The following is a 16,049-nucleotide window of genomic DNA, read 5'->3' on the forward strand; positions in this document are numbered from 1 at the left end:
GTAGAGAACCCGGGAAGCGAAACCGGCGACGCCATCAAAGACGCGGCAGGCTGAAAGTCGGCGCGGTGGACCGGCCAGGAGCAGTTCTTCATTATCGTGATCGGCGGTCACTGCCTTCACAGGGACCCGTTCCGGCCGTGCCGGTGTGGCATCGGGCATGGAACCCGAGCCATCCGCTCAAGATGTGGCGCGATCGATCAAACCGCAAGCCGCACGGAACGCGCTTTCTATATCCATTTCACTCGTATCCAGCAAGTGCGCGTCGGCAGCCGGTTTCAACGGTGCGGCGACGCGTCCCGCATCGCGGGTATCGCGCTCGCGCACCTCGGCCAGGATCGTCTCGTAGGACACGTCGCGCCCTTTGGCCGACAGCTCGTCCGTCCGCCGCCGCGCCCGCACCTCCGGCGACGCCGTCACGAAGATCTTCACGCGCGCGTCGGGGCAGATCACCGTGCCGATGTCGCGGCCATCCAGCACGGCGCCCTCCGGCGCCGAGGCAAAGCGCCGCTGCACATCGATCAGCGCGGCACGGACCTGCGGATGGACGGCAACGCGCGAGGCGCGCTCACCAGCCTCGCGGCCGCGCAGCGACCCATCGTCGAGCTGGTCGGTGTCCAGCGTCAGCGCGATGCGGCCCACGGCATCCGCGTCGTCGAGGTCGATGCCGCTGTCGGCCGCCAACCGTCCGACTGCGCGGTACAAGAGCCCCGTGTCCAAGTAGGGCAGGCCGTAATGCGCCGATATGCGCTTGGCCAGCGTGCCCTTGCCGGCCGCCGCCGGGCCGTCGATGGCGATGGTCAGCGGCTTTCGGGCTGCGTCGCCCGCCATCACGCCGGCTCGACCGTGCCGCCGAGCGTGGCGACGAGGCCGACGAACTCGGGGAAGCTGGTGGCGATCATCGCGCCGTCATCCACAGTGACGGGCCGTTGGCATGCAAGGCCGAGCACAAGGAAGCTCATGGCGATGCGATGGTCGAGATGGGTGGCGACGGTGCCGCCCCCGTAACCCCGCCCATCGGGACGACCGGTGACCGTGAGCCAGTCGTGGCCCTCTTCGTGGTCGATGCCGTTGGCGGCAAGGCCGGCCGCCACGGCAGCCAGCCGGTCGCTTTCCTTGACGCGCAGCTCGTCCAGCCCGTTCATGCGCGTCGTGCCTGCCGCAAACGAGGCCGCCACCGCCAAAACCGGGTATTCATCGATCATCGAGGGAGCGCGGTCGGCTGGCACGTCGACGCCCTTCAGTTCCGAATGCCGCACGCGCAGGTCGGCGACGGTTTCACCGCCCGATTCGCGCTGGTTGAGGATGTCGATCGCGCCGCCCATCTCGATCAGCGTCTGGACGAGGCCGGTACGGGTGGGGTTCATCAAGACGTTCTCGATGGTCACGTCGGAGCCCGGCACGATCAGCGCCGCCACCACCAGGAACGCGGCTGAAGACGGATCGCCCGGCACGACGAAGTCCGGTACGGCCGACAGCCGCCCCTGCCCTTCCAGGCGGATGGTGCGCACGCCTGCGGCATCCGTTTCCACCGACACGGTCGCACCGAAGCCCTGCAGCATCCGTTCCGTATGGTCGCGCGTCATGACGGGCTCGATCACCGTGGTGATGCCCGGCGCGTTCAGGCCGGCCAGAAGCACGGCCGACTTCACCTGCGCCGACGCCATGGGGACGCGGTAGGTGATGGGCGCTGCGACGCGCGGCCCGTGGATGGCCAGCGGCAGCCTGTCGCCCGACCGGGCGATGACCTGCGTTCCCATCTGGCGCAACGGATCCAGGACACGGCCCATGGGCCGGCGCGACAAGGATGCGTCACCGGTGAAACAGGTTGCGAAATCATAGGTGCCGACGAGGCCCATGGTCAGGCGCGAGCCGGTGCCGGCATTGCCGAAATCGAGGAGGCCCTCCGGCTCCAGCAGGGCGCCGTTGCCGACGCCGTCGATGACCCAGCCGTCGCCGTCGCGCTCGATGCGGGCGCCCATCTGCCGCATCGCGCGGCCCGTCGCCAACACATCCTCGCCTTCCAGAAGTCCGGTAACCCGCGTTCTGCCGGCGGCAAGGCCACCGAACAGGAAGGCACGGTGCGAAATCGACTTGTCGCCCGGCACCCTGACAGTGCCGCTCAAGGCGCTCCCGAAGGTCGCCCGCAACGGGCCCCCACCATCACCATGTCCGCTCATGTCGCACCCTGAACCCTTGCACCGCCGTTTACCGCATTCTGCCGCCCTGTCCGGGCGCAACCCGCGTTATCATGCAACCCTGCGTCCCGTCACGTGGTTTGGTTCCTTTTGGCTGCGTTGGAACATGCTTTGACAAGGGCAAGGCAAGGCCGTAAGGGACCAACGATTTTTCCGGTGGGCGGCGCGCATGTGTCGGCCTTCGTCCGGGCCAGCAATCGGCCGGAACGCTCCGGCTTTCTTCCCTTCAGGATGGCAACGAGGTCAAGATGGCGAAACCAGAACTCGGCACCAAACGGGTCGATCCCGAGACGGGCCGCAAATTCTACGATCTGAACAAGGATCCCATCGTCTCGCCCTTCACGGGCAAGGAATATCCCCTCTCCTTCTTCGAGGCCATCAAGGCCGCACCGTCGCGCAGCCGCGCTGCCGCTGCCCCGCGCGCGGAAGACGAGACCGAGAACGAGAATACGGAGGTGGCCGACACCGACGAGGAGACCGTCTCGATCAACGACATCGACGAGGACGATGACAGCGGCAAGGACGATCTGCCCGACGTCGACGGCGACGATGACGACGGCATCGTGGTCGATGACGATGGCGATGACGATTCGACCTTCCTCGAGGAGGACGAGGACGAAGACGACGACATGACCGACATCATCGGCGGCGGTCGCGACGACGAAGACGACGTCTGACCGGTAAAACCGGGGCGGCTGTGGAGGCCGGTGGAGAAAAAGCGACAAATAGCGCTTGATCTTCAACCGGCATTCCAATACGAAGCCGCCACACAGCGCGATGCCGGGCGGAAATCCCGGTGCTTCGCCTGGGGCCATAGCTCAGTTGGGAGAGCGCTTGAATGGCATTCAAGAGGTCGTCGGTTCGATCCCGATTGGCTCCACCAGTTTGATAAAGGGCTGATCTCCAAAACAGAGATCGGCCCTTTTCTTTTACGCCTCGTCGAGGCTCTCCAGCACGACATTGTCATTGGTGTAGATGCAGATTTCGGCCGCGATGCGCATGGCGCGCCGGGCGATCTCCTCTGCCGACAGGTCCGTTTCGGCCAGCGCCCGGGCTGCGGCCAGCGCATAATTGCCGCCCGAGCCGATGGCGATGACGCCGCCTTCCGGCTCCAGCACGTCGCCATTGCCCGTCAGCGTCAGGGTGACGCTCTTGTCGGCCACGATCATCATGGCCTCCAGGCGCCGCAGATAGCGGTCGGTGCGCCAGTCCTTCGCCAGTTCCACGCAGGCGCGCATGAGCTGGTCCGGATACTGCTCCAGCTTGCCTTCCAGGCGCTCCAGCAGCGTGAAGGCGTCCGCGGTGGCGCCGGCGAAGCCGGCGATCACCTGGCCGCCCTTGCCGATGCGCCGCACCTTGCGCGCATTGCCCTTCATGACCGTATTGCCGAGCGATACCTGCCCGTCGCCCGCCACGACCACCTTGCCGCCCTTGCGCACCGTCACGATCGTCGTGCCGTACATCTTGGCCGGATCGTGCTGTTCCATACTCATTGTCGCCGATTCCTTGTGTCATGCGCCGCCTGGGCGGCTCTTTGCCCGCTCATATGGGTGGCAGCGGCGGCGCGCGCAAACCGGCGCGTACGGCCGGGGTTTCCTCGCAGCCCGGTTTGGCCTACAGGATCGCCCATCGACAGCGTTAAGGGACAGGCGGTCATGGGCGACACGGCCGGGCGGCGCGATGCAGCGATCGAGCGCACCACGAAGGAAACTGCCATCCGCGTTCGGGTGGAGATCGATGGACAGGGGCGCGCCGACGTCGCCACCGGCGTCGGCTTCTTCGACCATATGCTCGATCATCTCGCCCGCCATTCGCTGATGAACCTGACCGTGGCCGCCGAGGGCGACCTGCATGTCGACGATCATCACACGGTCGAGGATGTCGGCATCGCGCTGGGTCAGGCCCTTCGCAAGGCCATGGGAGAGCGACGGGGCATCCGGCGCTACGCCTCGCTGGACCTGGCCATGGACGAATGCCTCACGCGGGCTGCCGTCGATGTGTCCGGCCGGCCCTTCCTGGTGTTCCGCACCCGGTTCACCGCCGAAAAGATCGGCACCTTCGACACGCAGCTCGTCCGCGAGTTCTTCCAGGCGCTGGCGCAGAACGCCGGGCTGACGCTGCATATCGAGACGCTGTACGGCGACAATGCCCATCACATAGCCGAAACCTGCTTCAAGGCGGTTGCCCGCGTGCTGGGCGATGCGCTGGCCATCGATCCGCGACAGGCCGACCTGATCCCTTCTACCAAAGGGGTTCTGGCCTGAGATGACGCGCTTCGTTGTCATGGACCCGCCGTCGCGCCGACCCGCGGCCGAAACCGTCTTCGTGCGCGACCGGTTCTCCTGGCTGGCCCTGCTGTTTCCATTCGTCTGGCTGTTGTGGAACCGCCTCTGGCTGGCGACCATCGGCTTCGTCGCGGCATCGGCTGCGGTGGCGTTCGCCTTTCGCGCCTTAGGCTCCGGCTATACGCAATTCGCCATCCTGGCGCTCTGCGCCCTCGTCGCCCTCGAAGGGCCGGCATGGCGCCTGGCGAAGCTCAGACGCCTCGGCTACAGGGAAGCCGCGATCCTGAATGCCGACAGCCTCGACGATGCCGAGCGCATCTACGCGGAAGGCGCCGCAAAGGACGCGCCGGCCCGGCCAATGGCGCTGACGCCGGCCGGCCGGCAGGCCGCGCGGGCGGTGCGCACGCTGCTCGACCCCATCGGAGGCTGAACCAGCCATGCAAACCGTCGCCATCATCGACTACGGGTCGGGAAACCTCCGATCGGCGGTTAAGGCTTTCGAGCGGGCCGCATCCGATAACGGTATCGATGCCCGGATATCCCTGACGAACGAACCCGAGCATGTGCGGTCTGCCGACCGCATCGTGCTGCCGGGCGTCGGAGCCTATGCCGACTGCCGGTCCGGGCTCGATTCGGTGCCCGGCATGGTCGAGGCCCTGCGCGACGCGGTCGAGCGCCGCGAAACGCCGTTCCTGGGCATCTGCGTCGGCATGCAGCTTATGTCGGAACGCGGCCTGGAGAAAACCATCACGACGGGCCTTGGTTGGATCGCCGGCGATGTGGAGCCCATCGTTCCGGCCGATCCGACGCTGAAGATCCCGCAGATCGGCTGGAACACGATAGACGCCTCGTCCGACCACGCCCTCCTGGCCGGCATTCCCACCGGGCCCGAAGGGCTCCACGCCTATTTCGTGCATTCCTATCATCTTGTTTCGGCCCGGCCGGCGCAGGTGATTGCCACGGCCGACTACGGCGGCCCCGTCACCGCCATGGTGGCCGAGGGCAACAAGGCGGGCGTGCAGTTTCACCCTGAAAAGAGCCAGGCACTCGGCCTGGCGCTCATCGCCAACTTCCTGGCCTGGAGGCCCTGAATGCCTCATCTCTTTCCGGCAATCGACCTGAAGGACGGCCAGTGCGTGCGGCTGAAGCTCGGCCACATGGACCAGGCCACCGTCTATAACGACGATCCTGCCGCCCAGGCGCGCGCCTTCCGCGACCAGGGCTTCGCCCATCTCCATGTCGTGGACCTGAATGGCGCCTTCGAGGGACGCTCGGTCAACGGTTCGGCGGTGGACGCCATTTTGGCGGCGGTGGGCGGCGATGTCCGTGTGCAGCTCGGCGGCGGTATCCGCAGCATCGACGCCGTGGAAAGCTGGCTTGCGCGCGGCCTGTCCCGCGTCATCCTGGGCACCGTTGCGGTACGCCGGCCCGATCTGGTGCGCGAGGCCGCACGGCTGTTTCCCGGCCGTGTCGCCGTCGGCATCGATGCGCGCGGCGGCAAGGTGGCAGTGGAAGGCTGGGCCGAAGCATCCGAACTGGACGTGACCACATTGGCGCGCGCCTTCGAGGATGCCGGCGTGTCGGCCATCATCTACACCGATATCGACCGGGACGGCATCCTGGCCGGCATCAACTGGCCGGCCACGATCGATCTTGCCAATACGGTGCGCATTCCGGTCATCGCCTCCGGGGGCCTCGCCTCGATGGCCGATATCGAGCGCCTTGCCGCGCCGGACGCCGCCGTTCTGGAGGGGGCCATCTCCGGCAGGGCGCTGTATGACGGGCGTATCGACGTTGCCGAGGCCCTGCGCATCTTGCGGTAAACCGTCCGGAAGGCGCATAAGCGGCTGACGGAGATCAGAAAGCGGAACCCACGTCACGTGAGCCTGAAAAGCCGGATCATCCCCTGCCTCGACGTCAAGGACGGCCGTGTCGTGAAGGGGGTCAACTTCGTCGACCTCATCGATGCGGGCGACCCGGTCGAGGCGGCGCGCGCCTATGACGCCGCCGGAGCGGACGAGCTCTGCTTCCTCGACATCACCGCCTCGTCGGATGGACGCGACACGCTGTACGACGTCGTGGCGCGCACCGCAGAGGCCTGCTTCATGCCGGTGACGGTGGGTGGAGGCGTACGCGAGGTGGCCGATATCCGGCGTCTGCTGCTGGCCGGCGCCGACAAGGTGTCCATCAATACCGCAGCCGTGAAGCGACCTGAATTCGTAGCCGAGGCGGCCGACAAGTTCGGCAATCAGTGCATCGTCGTCGCCATCGACGCCAAGCGCGTCTCCACCGGCGACGAGGCCCCGCGCTGGGAAATCTTCACGCATGGCGGGCGCGAGCGCACCGGCATCGACGCGGTGGATTTCGCGCGGCGCGTCACCGCTCTCGGGGCGGGAGAGCTGCTGCTGACATCGATGGACAGGGACGGCACCAAGGCCGGGTTCGACATCGCACTCACCCGGGCCGTGGCCGACGCCGTGAGCGTGCCGGTGATCGCTTCCGGTGGCGTCGGCACGCTGGACCATCTGGTGGACGGCATCCGCGAGGGGCATGCGACGGCAGTGCTTGCGGCGTCGATCTTCCACTTCGGCACCTATTCGATCGGCGAGGCCAAGCACCATATGGCTGCGGCCGGCCTGTCGATGCGCCTGGACGGACATTGAAACGATGACGACGGAATTCACGCTGCGCGACCTCGAGGCGCGCGTCCGCGAGCGGGCGTCGAGCGACGACCCATCCTCCTATACCGCAAAGCTTGCGGCGCGCGGCATGCCGAAGGTGGCGCAGAAGCTCGGTGAAGAGGCAGTCGAGACGGTCATCGCGGCGCTGCAGGAAAGCGACGCGGCGTTGACGGGCGAGGCCGCCGACCTGCTCTACCATCTCATGGTGCTGCTGCACCTGCGCGGTATCCCGCTGGCGGCCGTGGAGGCCGAGCTGGCCCGCCGCACGGCGCAGACAGGCCTGGAAGAAAAGGCCGCGCGCGGGGCGCAGACCTGACCATGGACCAGATGTCGCCCTCGGGCCTGTCGCCCTATCGCTTCTATTCGGCCCAGGAATGGGGTGGTTTCCGCGCCGACGAGCGGCTGACGCTGACCGCCGAGGAAGTGAACCGGCTGCGCTCGATGGGCGACGCGATCGACCTCGACGAGGTGGCGCGCATCTACCTCCCGATCTCGCGGCTCTTGTCGTCGCATGTCGAGTCGATGCAGCTGCTGTTCCGGGAACGGCAGCGCTTCCTGCGCCGTCCGGAACTGCGCAAGACCCCGTTCATCATCGGCATCGCGGGGTCGGTCTCGGTCGGCAAATCGACCACGGCGCGTATCCTGAAGGAATTGCTGGCCCGCTGGCCGAGTTCGCCGAAGGTGGACCTGATAACCACCGACGGTTTCCTCTACCCGAATGCGGTGCTGGAAGCCGAGGGCCTGATGCAGCGCAAGGGCTTTCCGGAAAGCTACGATGTCGGCGCCATCCTGCGCTTTCTGTCGGACATCAAGGCCGGTGCACCGGAGGTGCGGGCGCCCGTCTATTCGCATTTCCACTACGATGTGATGCGGGGCGAGACGATCACGGTCGACCGGCCGGACATTCTGATCTTCGAGGGGCTGAACGTCCTGCAGGTGCGCGAGATGCCGAAGGACGGAAAGGCGGTGCCTTTCGTCTCCGACTTCTTCGATCATTCCATCTATATCGACGCCGACGAGGCCGACCTGCGCCGCTGGTACGTCTCGCGCTTCATGAAGCTGCGCGAGACCGCATTCCGGCAGGAAGGCTCGTTCTTCCATCGCTATTCGAAGGTTTCGCATGACGAGGCGCTGGTGATCGCCGAAGGTCTGTGGAGCAACATCAACGCACGCAACCTCTATGAAAATATCCTGCCGACACGCCCCCGCGCCGACCTGATCCTGCGCAAGGGCGGGCTGCACCGCGTCGAGCAGGTCGCCTTGCGGAAGATCTGATTCATGAAACGTCCGTCCGTCCTGTTCGTCTGCCTTGGCAATATCTGCCGCTCGCCGCTGGCCGAGTTCGCCTTTCGCGCGGCGGCGGAGCGCGCCGGGCTGGACGCCGACATCGAATCCGCCGGCACCGGCACCTACCATCTCGGCTACGCACCCGACCCGCGTGCCCAGGCCGTGGCGCGCAAGGCGGGGCTGGACATGGCGGCCAAGCGTGCGCGCCGCGTGACGCCGGACGACTTCAGGCGTTTCACCCATATCGTGGCGATGGACACCGAAAACTTCTCCGACCTTGAGGCCATGCGGCCCAAAAGCGCGACAGCCGAATTGTCGATGCTGCTCGACCATGTTCCCGGCCGCAAGGGCGAGCCCATCGCAGACCCGTATTATGGCGATGCCGGCGGCTTCGACACCACCTGGAACGACGTCACAGCCGGCGCAGAGGCGCTCGTTGCGCATTTGCAGAGAGATCAAGGCGCGCAGAGCCGGTAGGGCCTGGGCGTCAGCCTAGCTGAGATAGCCGAGCTGCGCGGCCATCGCCACCGCATGGGTGCGGTTGGCGGCGTTCATCTTGCGGGTCGCCGATGCCAGATGCTGCGATACCGTATGCTCCGAGACGCCGAGGCTCTGTCCGATCTCGGACGAAGTCTTTCCCAGCATGGCCAGCCGCAGGCAATCCATCTCGCGGTGCGACAAGGGGTTGTTGGAGCGGTTCTCCTCCAGCCGGCAAGCCGACAGGATTCCGAACAGAGTGAACGTCAGGCAGTGCAGTTCGGTGCGCGCTGCGATGTCCGATGCCGGCTGCGTGCCGCCGAAGACGCCGGCACCCTGCAGCCCGCCGGGGCCATGGACAGGCAGGAACAGGCCATGCACATGCCCGCACGACAACAGGAAGCTGACCGTTTCGTCGGCGGGCTCGCCGCCGCCCGGCGTGTAGCCGAAGAGACTTTCGATATCCCAGACGAAGGGCGATGGATCGGCCTTCAGCGCACGCATGACCGGAGAATAGCGCCCGAGGCCGAGCCGTTCGAAGCCATCGCGGAACGGATCGCTCCAGTTGCTGGCGACCGCACGCAACTCGCCCTGCCCTGTTTCGGTGCCCTGGAAGACGGACAGGGCGCCATGCGTGAAACCGTAGGCATGGCAGAGGCGGCCCAGCACGCGCGATACGTCCGACGCGGCCCACGGCCACGGCATGTCCAGCATGTCGCTCAGTGCCTGGCTTGCTGCGGCTGACGCCCTGCCTTCGTCGAACGGCATGCCGGTTCCTTCGTTGCCCCAGAATCTGACCTTAAGCGCGATCGGGTGCCGAATGAATCGGCATCGCACCATCCGTCCGCTCATACCCAGCTTTTTGAGGCCATTTTGGGTGGGCGCGGCCCTGCCATTGGTAAAATTCGGTTCGTGTCCCCATCTGTCGTCCGACAGGCCCGGCCGGGCCATCTCAATTTCCGGACAAGCGAAAGATCATGACCGACTTTTCACCCCGCGAGATCGTCTCCGAACTCGACCGCCACATCATCGGCCAGAACGATGCCAAGCGCGCCGTCGCCGTCGCCTTGCGCAATCGCTGGCGCAGGCAGCAGCTCGAAGGCTCGCTTCGTGAAGAGGTGATGCCGAAGAACATTCTGATGATCGGACCCACCGGCGTCGGCAAGACGGAGATTTCGCGGCGCCTGGCCCGTCTGGCCGGCGCGCCGTTCATCAAGGTGGAAGCGACCAAGTTTACCGAAGTCGGCTATGTGGGCCGCGATGTCGAGCAGATCGTCCGGGACCTTGTCGAGATCGGCATCGTGCTGGTGCGCGACAAGAAGCGCGAAGAGGTGCGCGCCAAGGCCCATCGCGGTGCCGAGGAGCGTGTGCTCGACGCGCTGGTCGGCAAGACGGCCTCGCCGGCCACGCGTGACAGCTTCCGCAAGCGGTTGCGCGCCGGAGAGCTCGACGACAAGGAGATCGACGTCGAGGTTGCCGATACGTCCAACCCGATGGGCGGCATGGACATTCCGGGCATGCCGGGCGCCAATATCGGCGTTCTGAACCTGTCCGAGATGTTCGGCAAGGCGATGGGCAACCGCACGAAGCAGATGCATACCACGGTGCGCCAGAGCTACGAGCTTCTGATCAACGAGGAATCCGACAAGTTGCTCGACAACGAGGCGCTGGTGGCCGACGCCATCGCGGCGGTCGAAAACAACGGCATCGTCTTCCTGGACGAGATCGACAAGGTAGCCAACCGGCAGGACGGCATGGGCGGCGGTGTCAGCCGCGAAGGCGTGCAGCGCGACCTGCTGCCACTGGTGGAGGGCACGACCGTCGCCACCAAGCATGGGCCGGTGAAGACGGACCATATCCTGTTCATCGCCTCGGGCGCGTTCCACGTGGCCAAGCCGTCGGACCTGTTGCCCGAGCTGCAGGGCCGGCTTCCGATCCGCGTTGAGTTGCAGGCGCTTACCAAGGACGATTTCCGTCGCATCCTGACAGAGACCGAGGCTTCGCTGATCAAGCAGTATGTGGCCTTGCTGAAGACCGAGAATGTCGACTTGGAGATCACCGCCGATGCGATCGACGCCCTGGCCGATATCGCCGTGAGCCTGAATGCGAGCGTCGAAAACATCGGTGCCCGGCGCCTGCAGACGGTGATGGAGCGCGTGCTGGACGAAATCTCGTTCGATGCGCCCGACCGGGGCGGCGAGCGGCACCTGGTGGATGCCGCCTATGTCCACAAGGCGCTCGACGGCATCGCCGGCAACACCGACCTGTCGCGCTTCATCCTCTAACCCCCTGATTGGTAACGCATACCATTCACGAATGAGTGTTGAAATCGTGTAGGCGATAAGGGCGGTGCTTCGGAAACGGAGTGCCGCCTTTTTCATTAGGTCCTTCGAGCACCACCACTCTCGAAAACGGGACCCATATGACGCGATTCACGACACTTCTGGCTTCGACCGCGCTTCTGACCGGAGCGGCCTTTGCCCAGACGGACAATTCCGGCCTCGGGCATGTCGAAGGGCAGGCCCCCGCAACGGGCGAAACCGCGGCAACGCCCGGCGCGCCGGTCGAGACGAACCCGTCTAACGCCCCGGACCAGCAACCCGCCAGCGCCGACCAGACACGCGCGCCCCAGCCCGGCGCGATGCCCGAGATCGTCACCGAAGTCGTCGCCGAGGGCCTTCCGCATCTCTGGGCGATGGAGTTTCTGCCGGATGGCCGCATGCTCGTCTCCGCCAAGGAAGGCGAGATGATGATCGTGACCGCCGAGGGCGAGGCCGGGGAACCGATCGCCGGCGTGCCCGAAGTGGCTTCCGAAGGACAGGGCGGCCTTCTCGACATTGCGCTGAGCCCCGACTTCGCGAGCGACCAGACGATCTACTTCTCCTTCTCGGAACCGCGCGATGGCGGTAACGGAACGAGCGTCGCCAAGGCGCGGCTTGTCGAGGATGGCGGTTCGGCCAGCCTTGAGGATGTCGAGGTCATCTTCCAGCAGATGCCCACCTATGATGGCGACAAGCATTTCGGCTCGCGCCTCGTCTTCGCGCCGGACGGCAATCTGTTCGTCACCGTCGGCGAGCGGTCGGACCCGGAACCCCGCGTCCAGTCGCAGGATCTGTCCAGCGGCCTCGGCAAGGTGTTCCGCATCACCCCCGACGGTGAGGCGGCGGAAGGCAACCCCTTCGCCGGCCAGGCCGATGCGCTGCCGGAGATCTGGTCCTACGGCCATCGCAACCTGCAATCCGCCGCGCTGGATGCGGAGGGCAACCTCTGGACCGTCGAGCATGGCCCGAAGGGCGGCGACGAGTTGAACATGCCCGAGGCCGGGCTCAACTACGGATGGCCGGTCATCACCTATGGCGTGGAGTATTCCGGCGCGGAAGTGGGCGACGGACAGACCGCCGCCGACGGCCTGGAGCAGCCGGTCTATTACTGGGACCCCGTCATCGGCCCGTCCGGCATGGCGCTGTACGATGGCGACGCCATTCCCGAATGGGAGGGCGCCATGCTGATCGGCGGCCTCGTCTCGCAGGGCGTCGTCGTGGTGCATCTGGAGAATGGCCGGGTGGCGTCCGAAGAGCGCGTGCCGCTGGATGCGCGCATCCGCGACGTGCGCGTCGGACCCGACGGCGCAGTCTATGCCGTGACGGAAGTGCGCGGCGGCGGCGACAGCAGCATCATCCGCCTCAGCAAGGCGGCCGATTAACCTTCCGATTGTACCGGCTGGGGGTGCGTGCTATTCAGCGCGCACCCTTTTTTGTGTTGTGCGCCGGGTGTCGGCGCGCCTGCGATCTTCCGGATAATGTCAGCGATGGTTCGGTTCACGCGTCGGCTTCCCGGCATGCTTTCCCTGTGCCTCGCCGTTCTGGTGGGCCTGTCCCCGGTTGCGGCGAAGGCGCAGGATCTGGTGCCGCCCGGCAACCGCAACGCCAGCCAGCCGGCCGTGCCCGGCGGCTCCCACAGCCGAACGCGGCAGTTGCGCACGACCTTCGACACCAAGTACCAGCGCATCTACGACTTGCTCAAGCGCGACAAGGATCTGCGCACGAAGATCGTCGCCGTATCGCGGCGCTACTCCATCGACCCGGTCCATATCGCCGGTGCGCTGGTGGGCGAACACACCTACAATGTCGACGCGCTGGATCGGCTGCAGACCTACTACGTCAAGGCGACATCCTACCTGCAGTCGGGGCTGACCTTCGCCTACAAGGGCGAGTCGCTGACCGACTTCCTGTCGCGTGAGCAGTTCCGCGCCTGCGATGCCTCGCGCAGTGACGAAGCCTTGTGGAATTGCCGGGAAACGGTCTTCGAAGCCAATTTCCGGGGCCGCACCGTGGACGGGCGCAGCTACCCGAACCAGCGCTTCGGCGCCACCTTCTTCCAGCCCTATTACGCCGGGCAGACCTTCGGCCTCGGCCAGCTCAACCCGCTGACGGCACTGTCGGTTTCGGATGTCGTGCATCGGGTATCCGGCTATCCGGAACTGAACCCGGCCGATGCGGCGGGCGTCTACGCCGCCATCATGGATCCGGACAAGACGCTGGCCTACATGGCGGCTGTCATCCGATCGTCCATCACGGCCTATCGCAACATCGCCGGCTTCGACATCTCGAAGAATCCGGGCATTGTCGCGACGCTCTACAACCTTGGAAATCCGGCGGCGCGGGCATCGACACTGGCGCGCGACAACCGGCAGAGGGCGGCGGCGCGGCAGCCCAAGCGGCTGCCGCAGGAGAATTATTACGGCTGGCTCGTCAACGACAAGGAAGACGAGCTGCGCGCCCTGTTCCGCTAAAAGCGGTCAGGCGAGGCGCTCGGCCACGAGCCGGCGCAGACTGGCAAGGTCGGCCGCGAAGGAGCGGATGCCCTCCGACAGCTTTTCAGTTGCCATCGCATCTTCGTTCATCGCCCAGCGGAACGCCTTCTCGTCGTAGGAGCGGCGCTCGGGAGCCTCCCCGCCCGCATCCGGCGACAGCTTGCGCTCCAGCGTGCCCTCGTCCTTGTCCAGCTCGTCCAGCAGGGCCGGCGAAATGGTCAGGCGGTCGCAGCCTGCCAGCGCCTCGACCTCGCCGGCGGACCGGAACGAAGCGCCCATCACCACCGTCTTCACGCCATGCGCCTTGAAATAGCGGTAGATGCTGCGCACCGACAGCACGCCCGGGTCTTCTTCCGGGGTGAAGGTCTTGCCGCTCTGCTTGACGTGCCAATCCAGGATGCGGCCGACGAAGGGCGAAATCAGGAAGACGCCCGCATCGGCACATGCGATGGCCTGCGCCTCGTTGAAGATGAGCGTCAGGTTGCAGTCGATGCCTTCGCGCTGCAGGATTTCCGCTGCGCGGATACCTTCCCACGTCGCTGCCAGCTTGATCAGGATGCGCTCACGGCCGACGCCGCGCTGCTCGTAGGCATCGATGATCTGCCGCGCCTTGGCCACCGAGGCCTCGGTATCGAAGGACAGGTCCGCATCCACCTCGGTGGATACCCGCCCCGGCACCAGCTCGGACAGCGCCGCACCGACCGAGACGGCCAGCCTGTCGGCCACGGCGGCGACGCGCTCGTCTGCGCCGAACGATTGCTGGCGGCCCCAGGCCACCGCCTCGTCGAGCTTTTCGGCGAACAGCGGCAGCGCCACGGCCTTGAGCACGAGGGTCGGGTTTGTGGTGCAGTCCACGGGCTTGAGGCGGCGGACGGCTTCGATGTCGCCCGTATCGGCCACGACTACCGTCATGTCCCGCAATTGTTGCAGCTTGCTCGTCATTGCCTTTCGAACCTCGTCTCTTGCGATTCGATGGGGGCGCCATACGGGCCCCGGATCATCGGATATCTGCCGTACTACATAATCATCGCGGCGCTTGGAAACACCGATTGGACGCAAGAGAAGTCTTAAGGCGTAAAATTTGTACGTGGCTGGGCGGACACAACCACTGGTATTTTTCCTGTGCACAATCCCGGCAACTGGACGTCAGGTCTGCGAAACGGAATAAATACTCTTGTTCGCATCCGGCCTACCGCCTTTTCCGTATACTCGAAAGGGGTAGCGGCGGCAGGTTGCGATACGCCGGAAGCCGTCTCCCATGGTCCGGCACTATCGACAGGAGTGTTTCAGCCTCGTGCCCATGCCGCGCTCAACGAGTTTCTTCCTGCGTTTATCATGCGTGGCATTTGCGGGCATGCTGCTTGCGGGGTGCATGACGGGTCAGCCCGACCTGTCCTCCAGCTACCGTTACGTGCCGCCGGAGGGCGCGTTCGTGATGCCGCCGGCGGGCGGGCCACAGGTGGTCAGCGTCATCGAGCGGCGCTACACGGACGCCACCGAGCAGCGCATCGTGCTTGGGACGCAGGGCGGCCAGAGCGGCGAGAACTACATCCTCGTGCAGTTCTTCGGCCCGGTCGGCAATTCCGGCCCCGGCATCGGCGACAGTCCGCTCAACGACCGGCCGTTGCGTGCGTCTGAAGTCGCAAAGGAGATCGCCGCCGCGATGCCCGGCGTGCCCATGCGCCAGTCGCCCACCTACGTCCAGAACCGCTTTGGCACATTTTCCTACGCGATCGGGCGCGCCGGCAGCGGCGACATATGCCTGTACGCCTGGCAGCGCATCGTCGGCATCGACAATGCGACGCTGATCCTGCGTGCGCGCGGCACGATCCAGCTACGCATGCGGCTCTGTGCACCGAACCAGAGCGAAGAGCAGCTCCTGCTGACGATGTACGGCTTCTCCATCAACGCCTTCTTCGACAACTACCAGTGGAACCCTTACGGCGAGCCCGCTGGCCCATCCGAAACGCTCGGCCGCCCGGGCGATCCGATCTACCCGGTTGCGGCCGGCGGTTTCGAGTCGGTGCTAGCCGATCCCGAACCCGAGCCTGCGCCGGTCGTACGGCGCGCCGCGCCGGCCCGCAGGGCCGTGCAGCAACAGCCCGCGCCCGTGTCGTCGGCACCGCTGCCGGCGCCTGTCGGCACGCCCGTTCCGCCGCCTCCGCCGGCTGCGCAGACCCCGTCGGTGCCGATGGCCCCGCCGCCGCCCTCCAGTGACAGGCCGTCCACGCCGCTCTGCATGCCGCATGAGAGCGGGGAGGGCGTCGTATGCCGATAGAGCACCCGCGCAAGGGCTCCACGGGAGGTGACG

Annotated in this window: 18 protein-coding genes and 1 tRNA gene; 14 read left to right on the forward strand and 5 right to left on the reverse strand. The window is 66.1% G+C overall.

Annotated features, from left to right (window positions below; genetic code table 11):
• Positions 1–177 precede the first annotated feature (177 nt).
• Positions 178–828, reverse strand: a complete 651-nt coding sequence (gene cmk, locus AUL31_RS18895; protein ID WP_060610356.1) for a (d)CMP kinase — start codon at positions 826–828, stop codon at positions 178–180.
• Entirely contained in the window at positions 828–2,177 is a 1,350-nt protein-coding gene (gene aroA, locus AUL31_RS18900; RefSeq protein WP_060610358.1) for a 3-phosphoshikimate 1-carboxyvinyltransferase, read from the reverse strand. Before aroA ends, cmk begins: the two co-directional genes overlap by 1 nt.
• 266 nt (positions 2,178–2,443) lie before the next feature.
• Here aroA and AUL31_RS18905 point away from each other — a divergent pair, with 266 nt between their 5' ends.
• On the forward strand, positions 2,444–2,872 hold the full coding sequence (locus AUL31_RS18905; RefSeq protein WP_060610361.1) for a TIGR02300 family protein: 429 nt from the start codon (positions 2,444–2,446) through the stop codon (positions 2,870–2,872).
• A 130-nt stretch (positions 2,873–3,002) separates the two neighbouring features.
• Positions 3,003–3,078 (forward strand) — tRNA-Ala (locus tag AUL31_RS18910).
• A gap of 46 nt (positions 3,079–3,124) precedes the next feature.
• Here the strand turns inward: AUL31_RS18910 and hslV are convergent.
• A complete protein-coding gene (gene hslV, locus AUL31_RS18915) occupies positions 3,125–3,682 on the reverse strand; it encodes an ATP-dependent protease subunit HslV (RefSeq protein WP_039195041.1) in 558 nt (185 codons plus the stop codon).
• A gap of 168 nt (positions 3,683–3,850) precedes the next feature.
• Here hslV and hisB point away from each other — a divergent pair, with 168 nt between their 5' ends.
• From hisB to AUL31_RS18955, 8 genes are read left to right on the forward strand one after another with little or no spacing between them, the layout of a single operon-like run.
• A complete protein-coding gene (hisB, locus tag AUL31_RS18920; RefSeq protein ID WP_060610365.1) occupies positions 3,851–4,459 on the forward strand; it encodes an imidazoleglycerol-phosphate dehydratase HisB in 609 nt (202 codons plus the stop codon).
• A gap of 1 nt (position 4,460) precedes the next feature.
• Complete coding sequence (locus AUL31_RS18925) at positions 4,461–4,910, forward strand: DUF2628 domain-containing protein (RefSeq protein ID WP_060610368.1); 450 nt, start codon at positions 4,461–4,463, stop codon at positions 4,908–4,910.
• Between the two features lie 7 nt (positions 4,911–4,917).
• Positions 4,918–5,571, forward strand: a complete 654-nt coding sequence (hisH, locus tag AUL31_RS18930; protein ID WP_060610371.1) for an imidazole glycerol phosphate synthase subunit HisH — start codon at positions 4,918–4,920, stop codon at positions 5,569–5,571.
• Positions 5,572–6,303 carry a 1-(5-phosphoribosyl)-5-[(5-phosphoribosylamino)methylideneamino]imidazole-4-carboxamide isomerase gene (hisA, locus tag AUL31_RS18935; RefSeq protein WP_060610373.1) on the forward strand — a complete coding sequence of 244 codons (732 nt, stop codon included), beginning with the start codon at positions 5,572–5,574 and terminating at the stop codon, positions 6,301–6,303.
• Positions 6,304–6,360: 57 nt separating this feature from the next.
• Positions 6,361–7,143, forward strand: coding sequence for an imidazole glycerol phosphate synthase subunit HisF (gene hisF, locus AUL31_RS18940; protein WP_060610376.1), 783 nt, complete (start codon positions 6,361–6,363; stop codon positions 7,141–7,143).
• Positions 7,144–7,147: 4 nt separating this feature from the next.
• Entirely contained in the window at positions 7,148–7,477 is a 330-nt protein-coding gene (locus AUL31_RS18945) for a phosphoribosyl-ATP diphosphatase (RefSeq protein ID WP_060610381.1), read from the forward strand.
• Between the two features lie 2 nt (positions 7,478–7,479).
• On the forward strand, positions 7,480–8,436 hold the full coding sequence (gene coaA / locus AUL31_RS18950; RefSeq protein WP_060610384.1) for a type I pantothenate kinase: 957 nt from the start codon (positions 7,480–7,482) through the stop codon (positions 8,434–8,436).
• A 3-nt stretch (positions 8,437–8,439) separates the two neighbouring features.
• Positions 8,440–8,925, forward strand: coding sequence for a low molecular weight protein-tyrosine-phosphatase (locus tag AUL31_RS18955; protein ID WP_060610387.1), 486 nt, complete (start codon positions 8,440–8,442; stop codon positions 8,923–8,925).
• Between the two features lie 15 nt (positions 8,926–8,940).
• Here the strand turns inward: AUL31_RS18955 and AUL31_RS18960 are convergent, their stop codons facing one another.
• Positions 8,941–9,693 (reverse strand): helix-turn-helix transcriptional regulator, encoded by a 753-nt coding sequence (locus AUL31_RS18960; protein WP_159439817.1) that lies wholly within the window; start codon positions 9,691–9,693, stop codon positions 8,941–8,943.
• A 209-nt stretch (positions 9,694–9,902) separates the two neighbouring features.
• On the opposite strand from AUL31_RS18960, the gene hslU reads away from it, so the two are divergent.
• From hslU to AUL31_RS18975, 3 genes are all read left to right on the forward strand, one after another.
• Positions 9,903–11,210 (forward strand): ATP-dependent protease ATPase subunit HslU, encoded by a 1,308-nt coding sequence (gene hslU, locus AUL31_RS18965; protein WP_060610390.1) that lies wholly within the window; start codon positions 9,903–9,905, stop codon positions 11,208–11,210.
• Between the two features lie 137 nt (positions 11,211–11,347).
• Positions 11,348–12,628 (forward strand): PQQ-dependent sugar dehydrogenase, encoded by a 1,281-nt coding sequence (locus tag AUL31_RS18970; RefSeq protein ID WP_060610393.1) that lies wholly within the window; start codon positions 11,348–11,350, stop codon positions 12,626–12,628.
• 105 nt (positions 12,629–12,733) lie between these two features.
• Positions 12,734–13,717, forward strand: a complete 984-nt coding sequence (locus tag AUL31_RS18975; protein ID WP_192842537.1) for a DUF1402 family protein — start codon at positions 12,734–12,736, stop codon at positions 13,715–13,717.
• Between the two features lie 6 nt (positions 13,718–13,723).
• On the opposite strand, the gene tal is transcribed toward AUL31_RS18975, so the two are convergent.
• Positions 13,724–14,680: a transaldolase gene (tal, locus tag AUL31_RS18980; protein ID WP_060610400.1), complete on the reverse strand. Its 957-nt coding sequence runs from the start codon at positions 14,678–14,680 to the stop codon at positions 13,724–13,726.
• 430 nt (positions 14,681–15,110) lie between these two features.
• Between tal and bcsN the strand changes: the two genes are divergently transcribed.
• Positions 15,111–16,016 (forward strand): cellulose biosynthesis protein BcsN, encoded by a 906-nt coding sequence (bcsN, locus tag AUL31_RS18985; protein WP_159439818.1) that lies wholly within the window; start codon positions 15,111–15,113, stop codon positions 16,014–16,016.
• Positions 16,017–16,049 lie beyond the last annotated feature (33 nt).

Source organism: Aureimonas altamirensis, assembly GCF_001463885.1.
Lineage (GTDB): Bacteria > Pseudomonadota > Alphaproteobacteria > Rhizobiales > Rhizobiaceae > Aureimonas > Aureimonas altamirensis.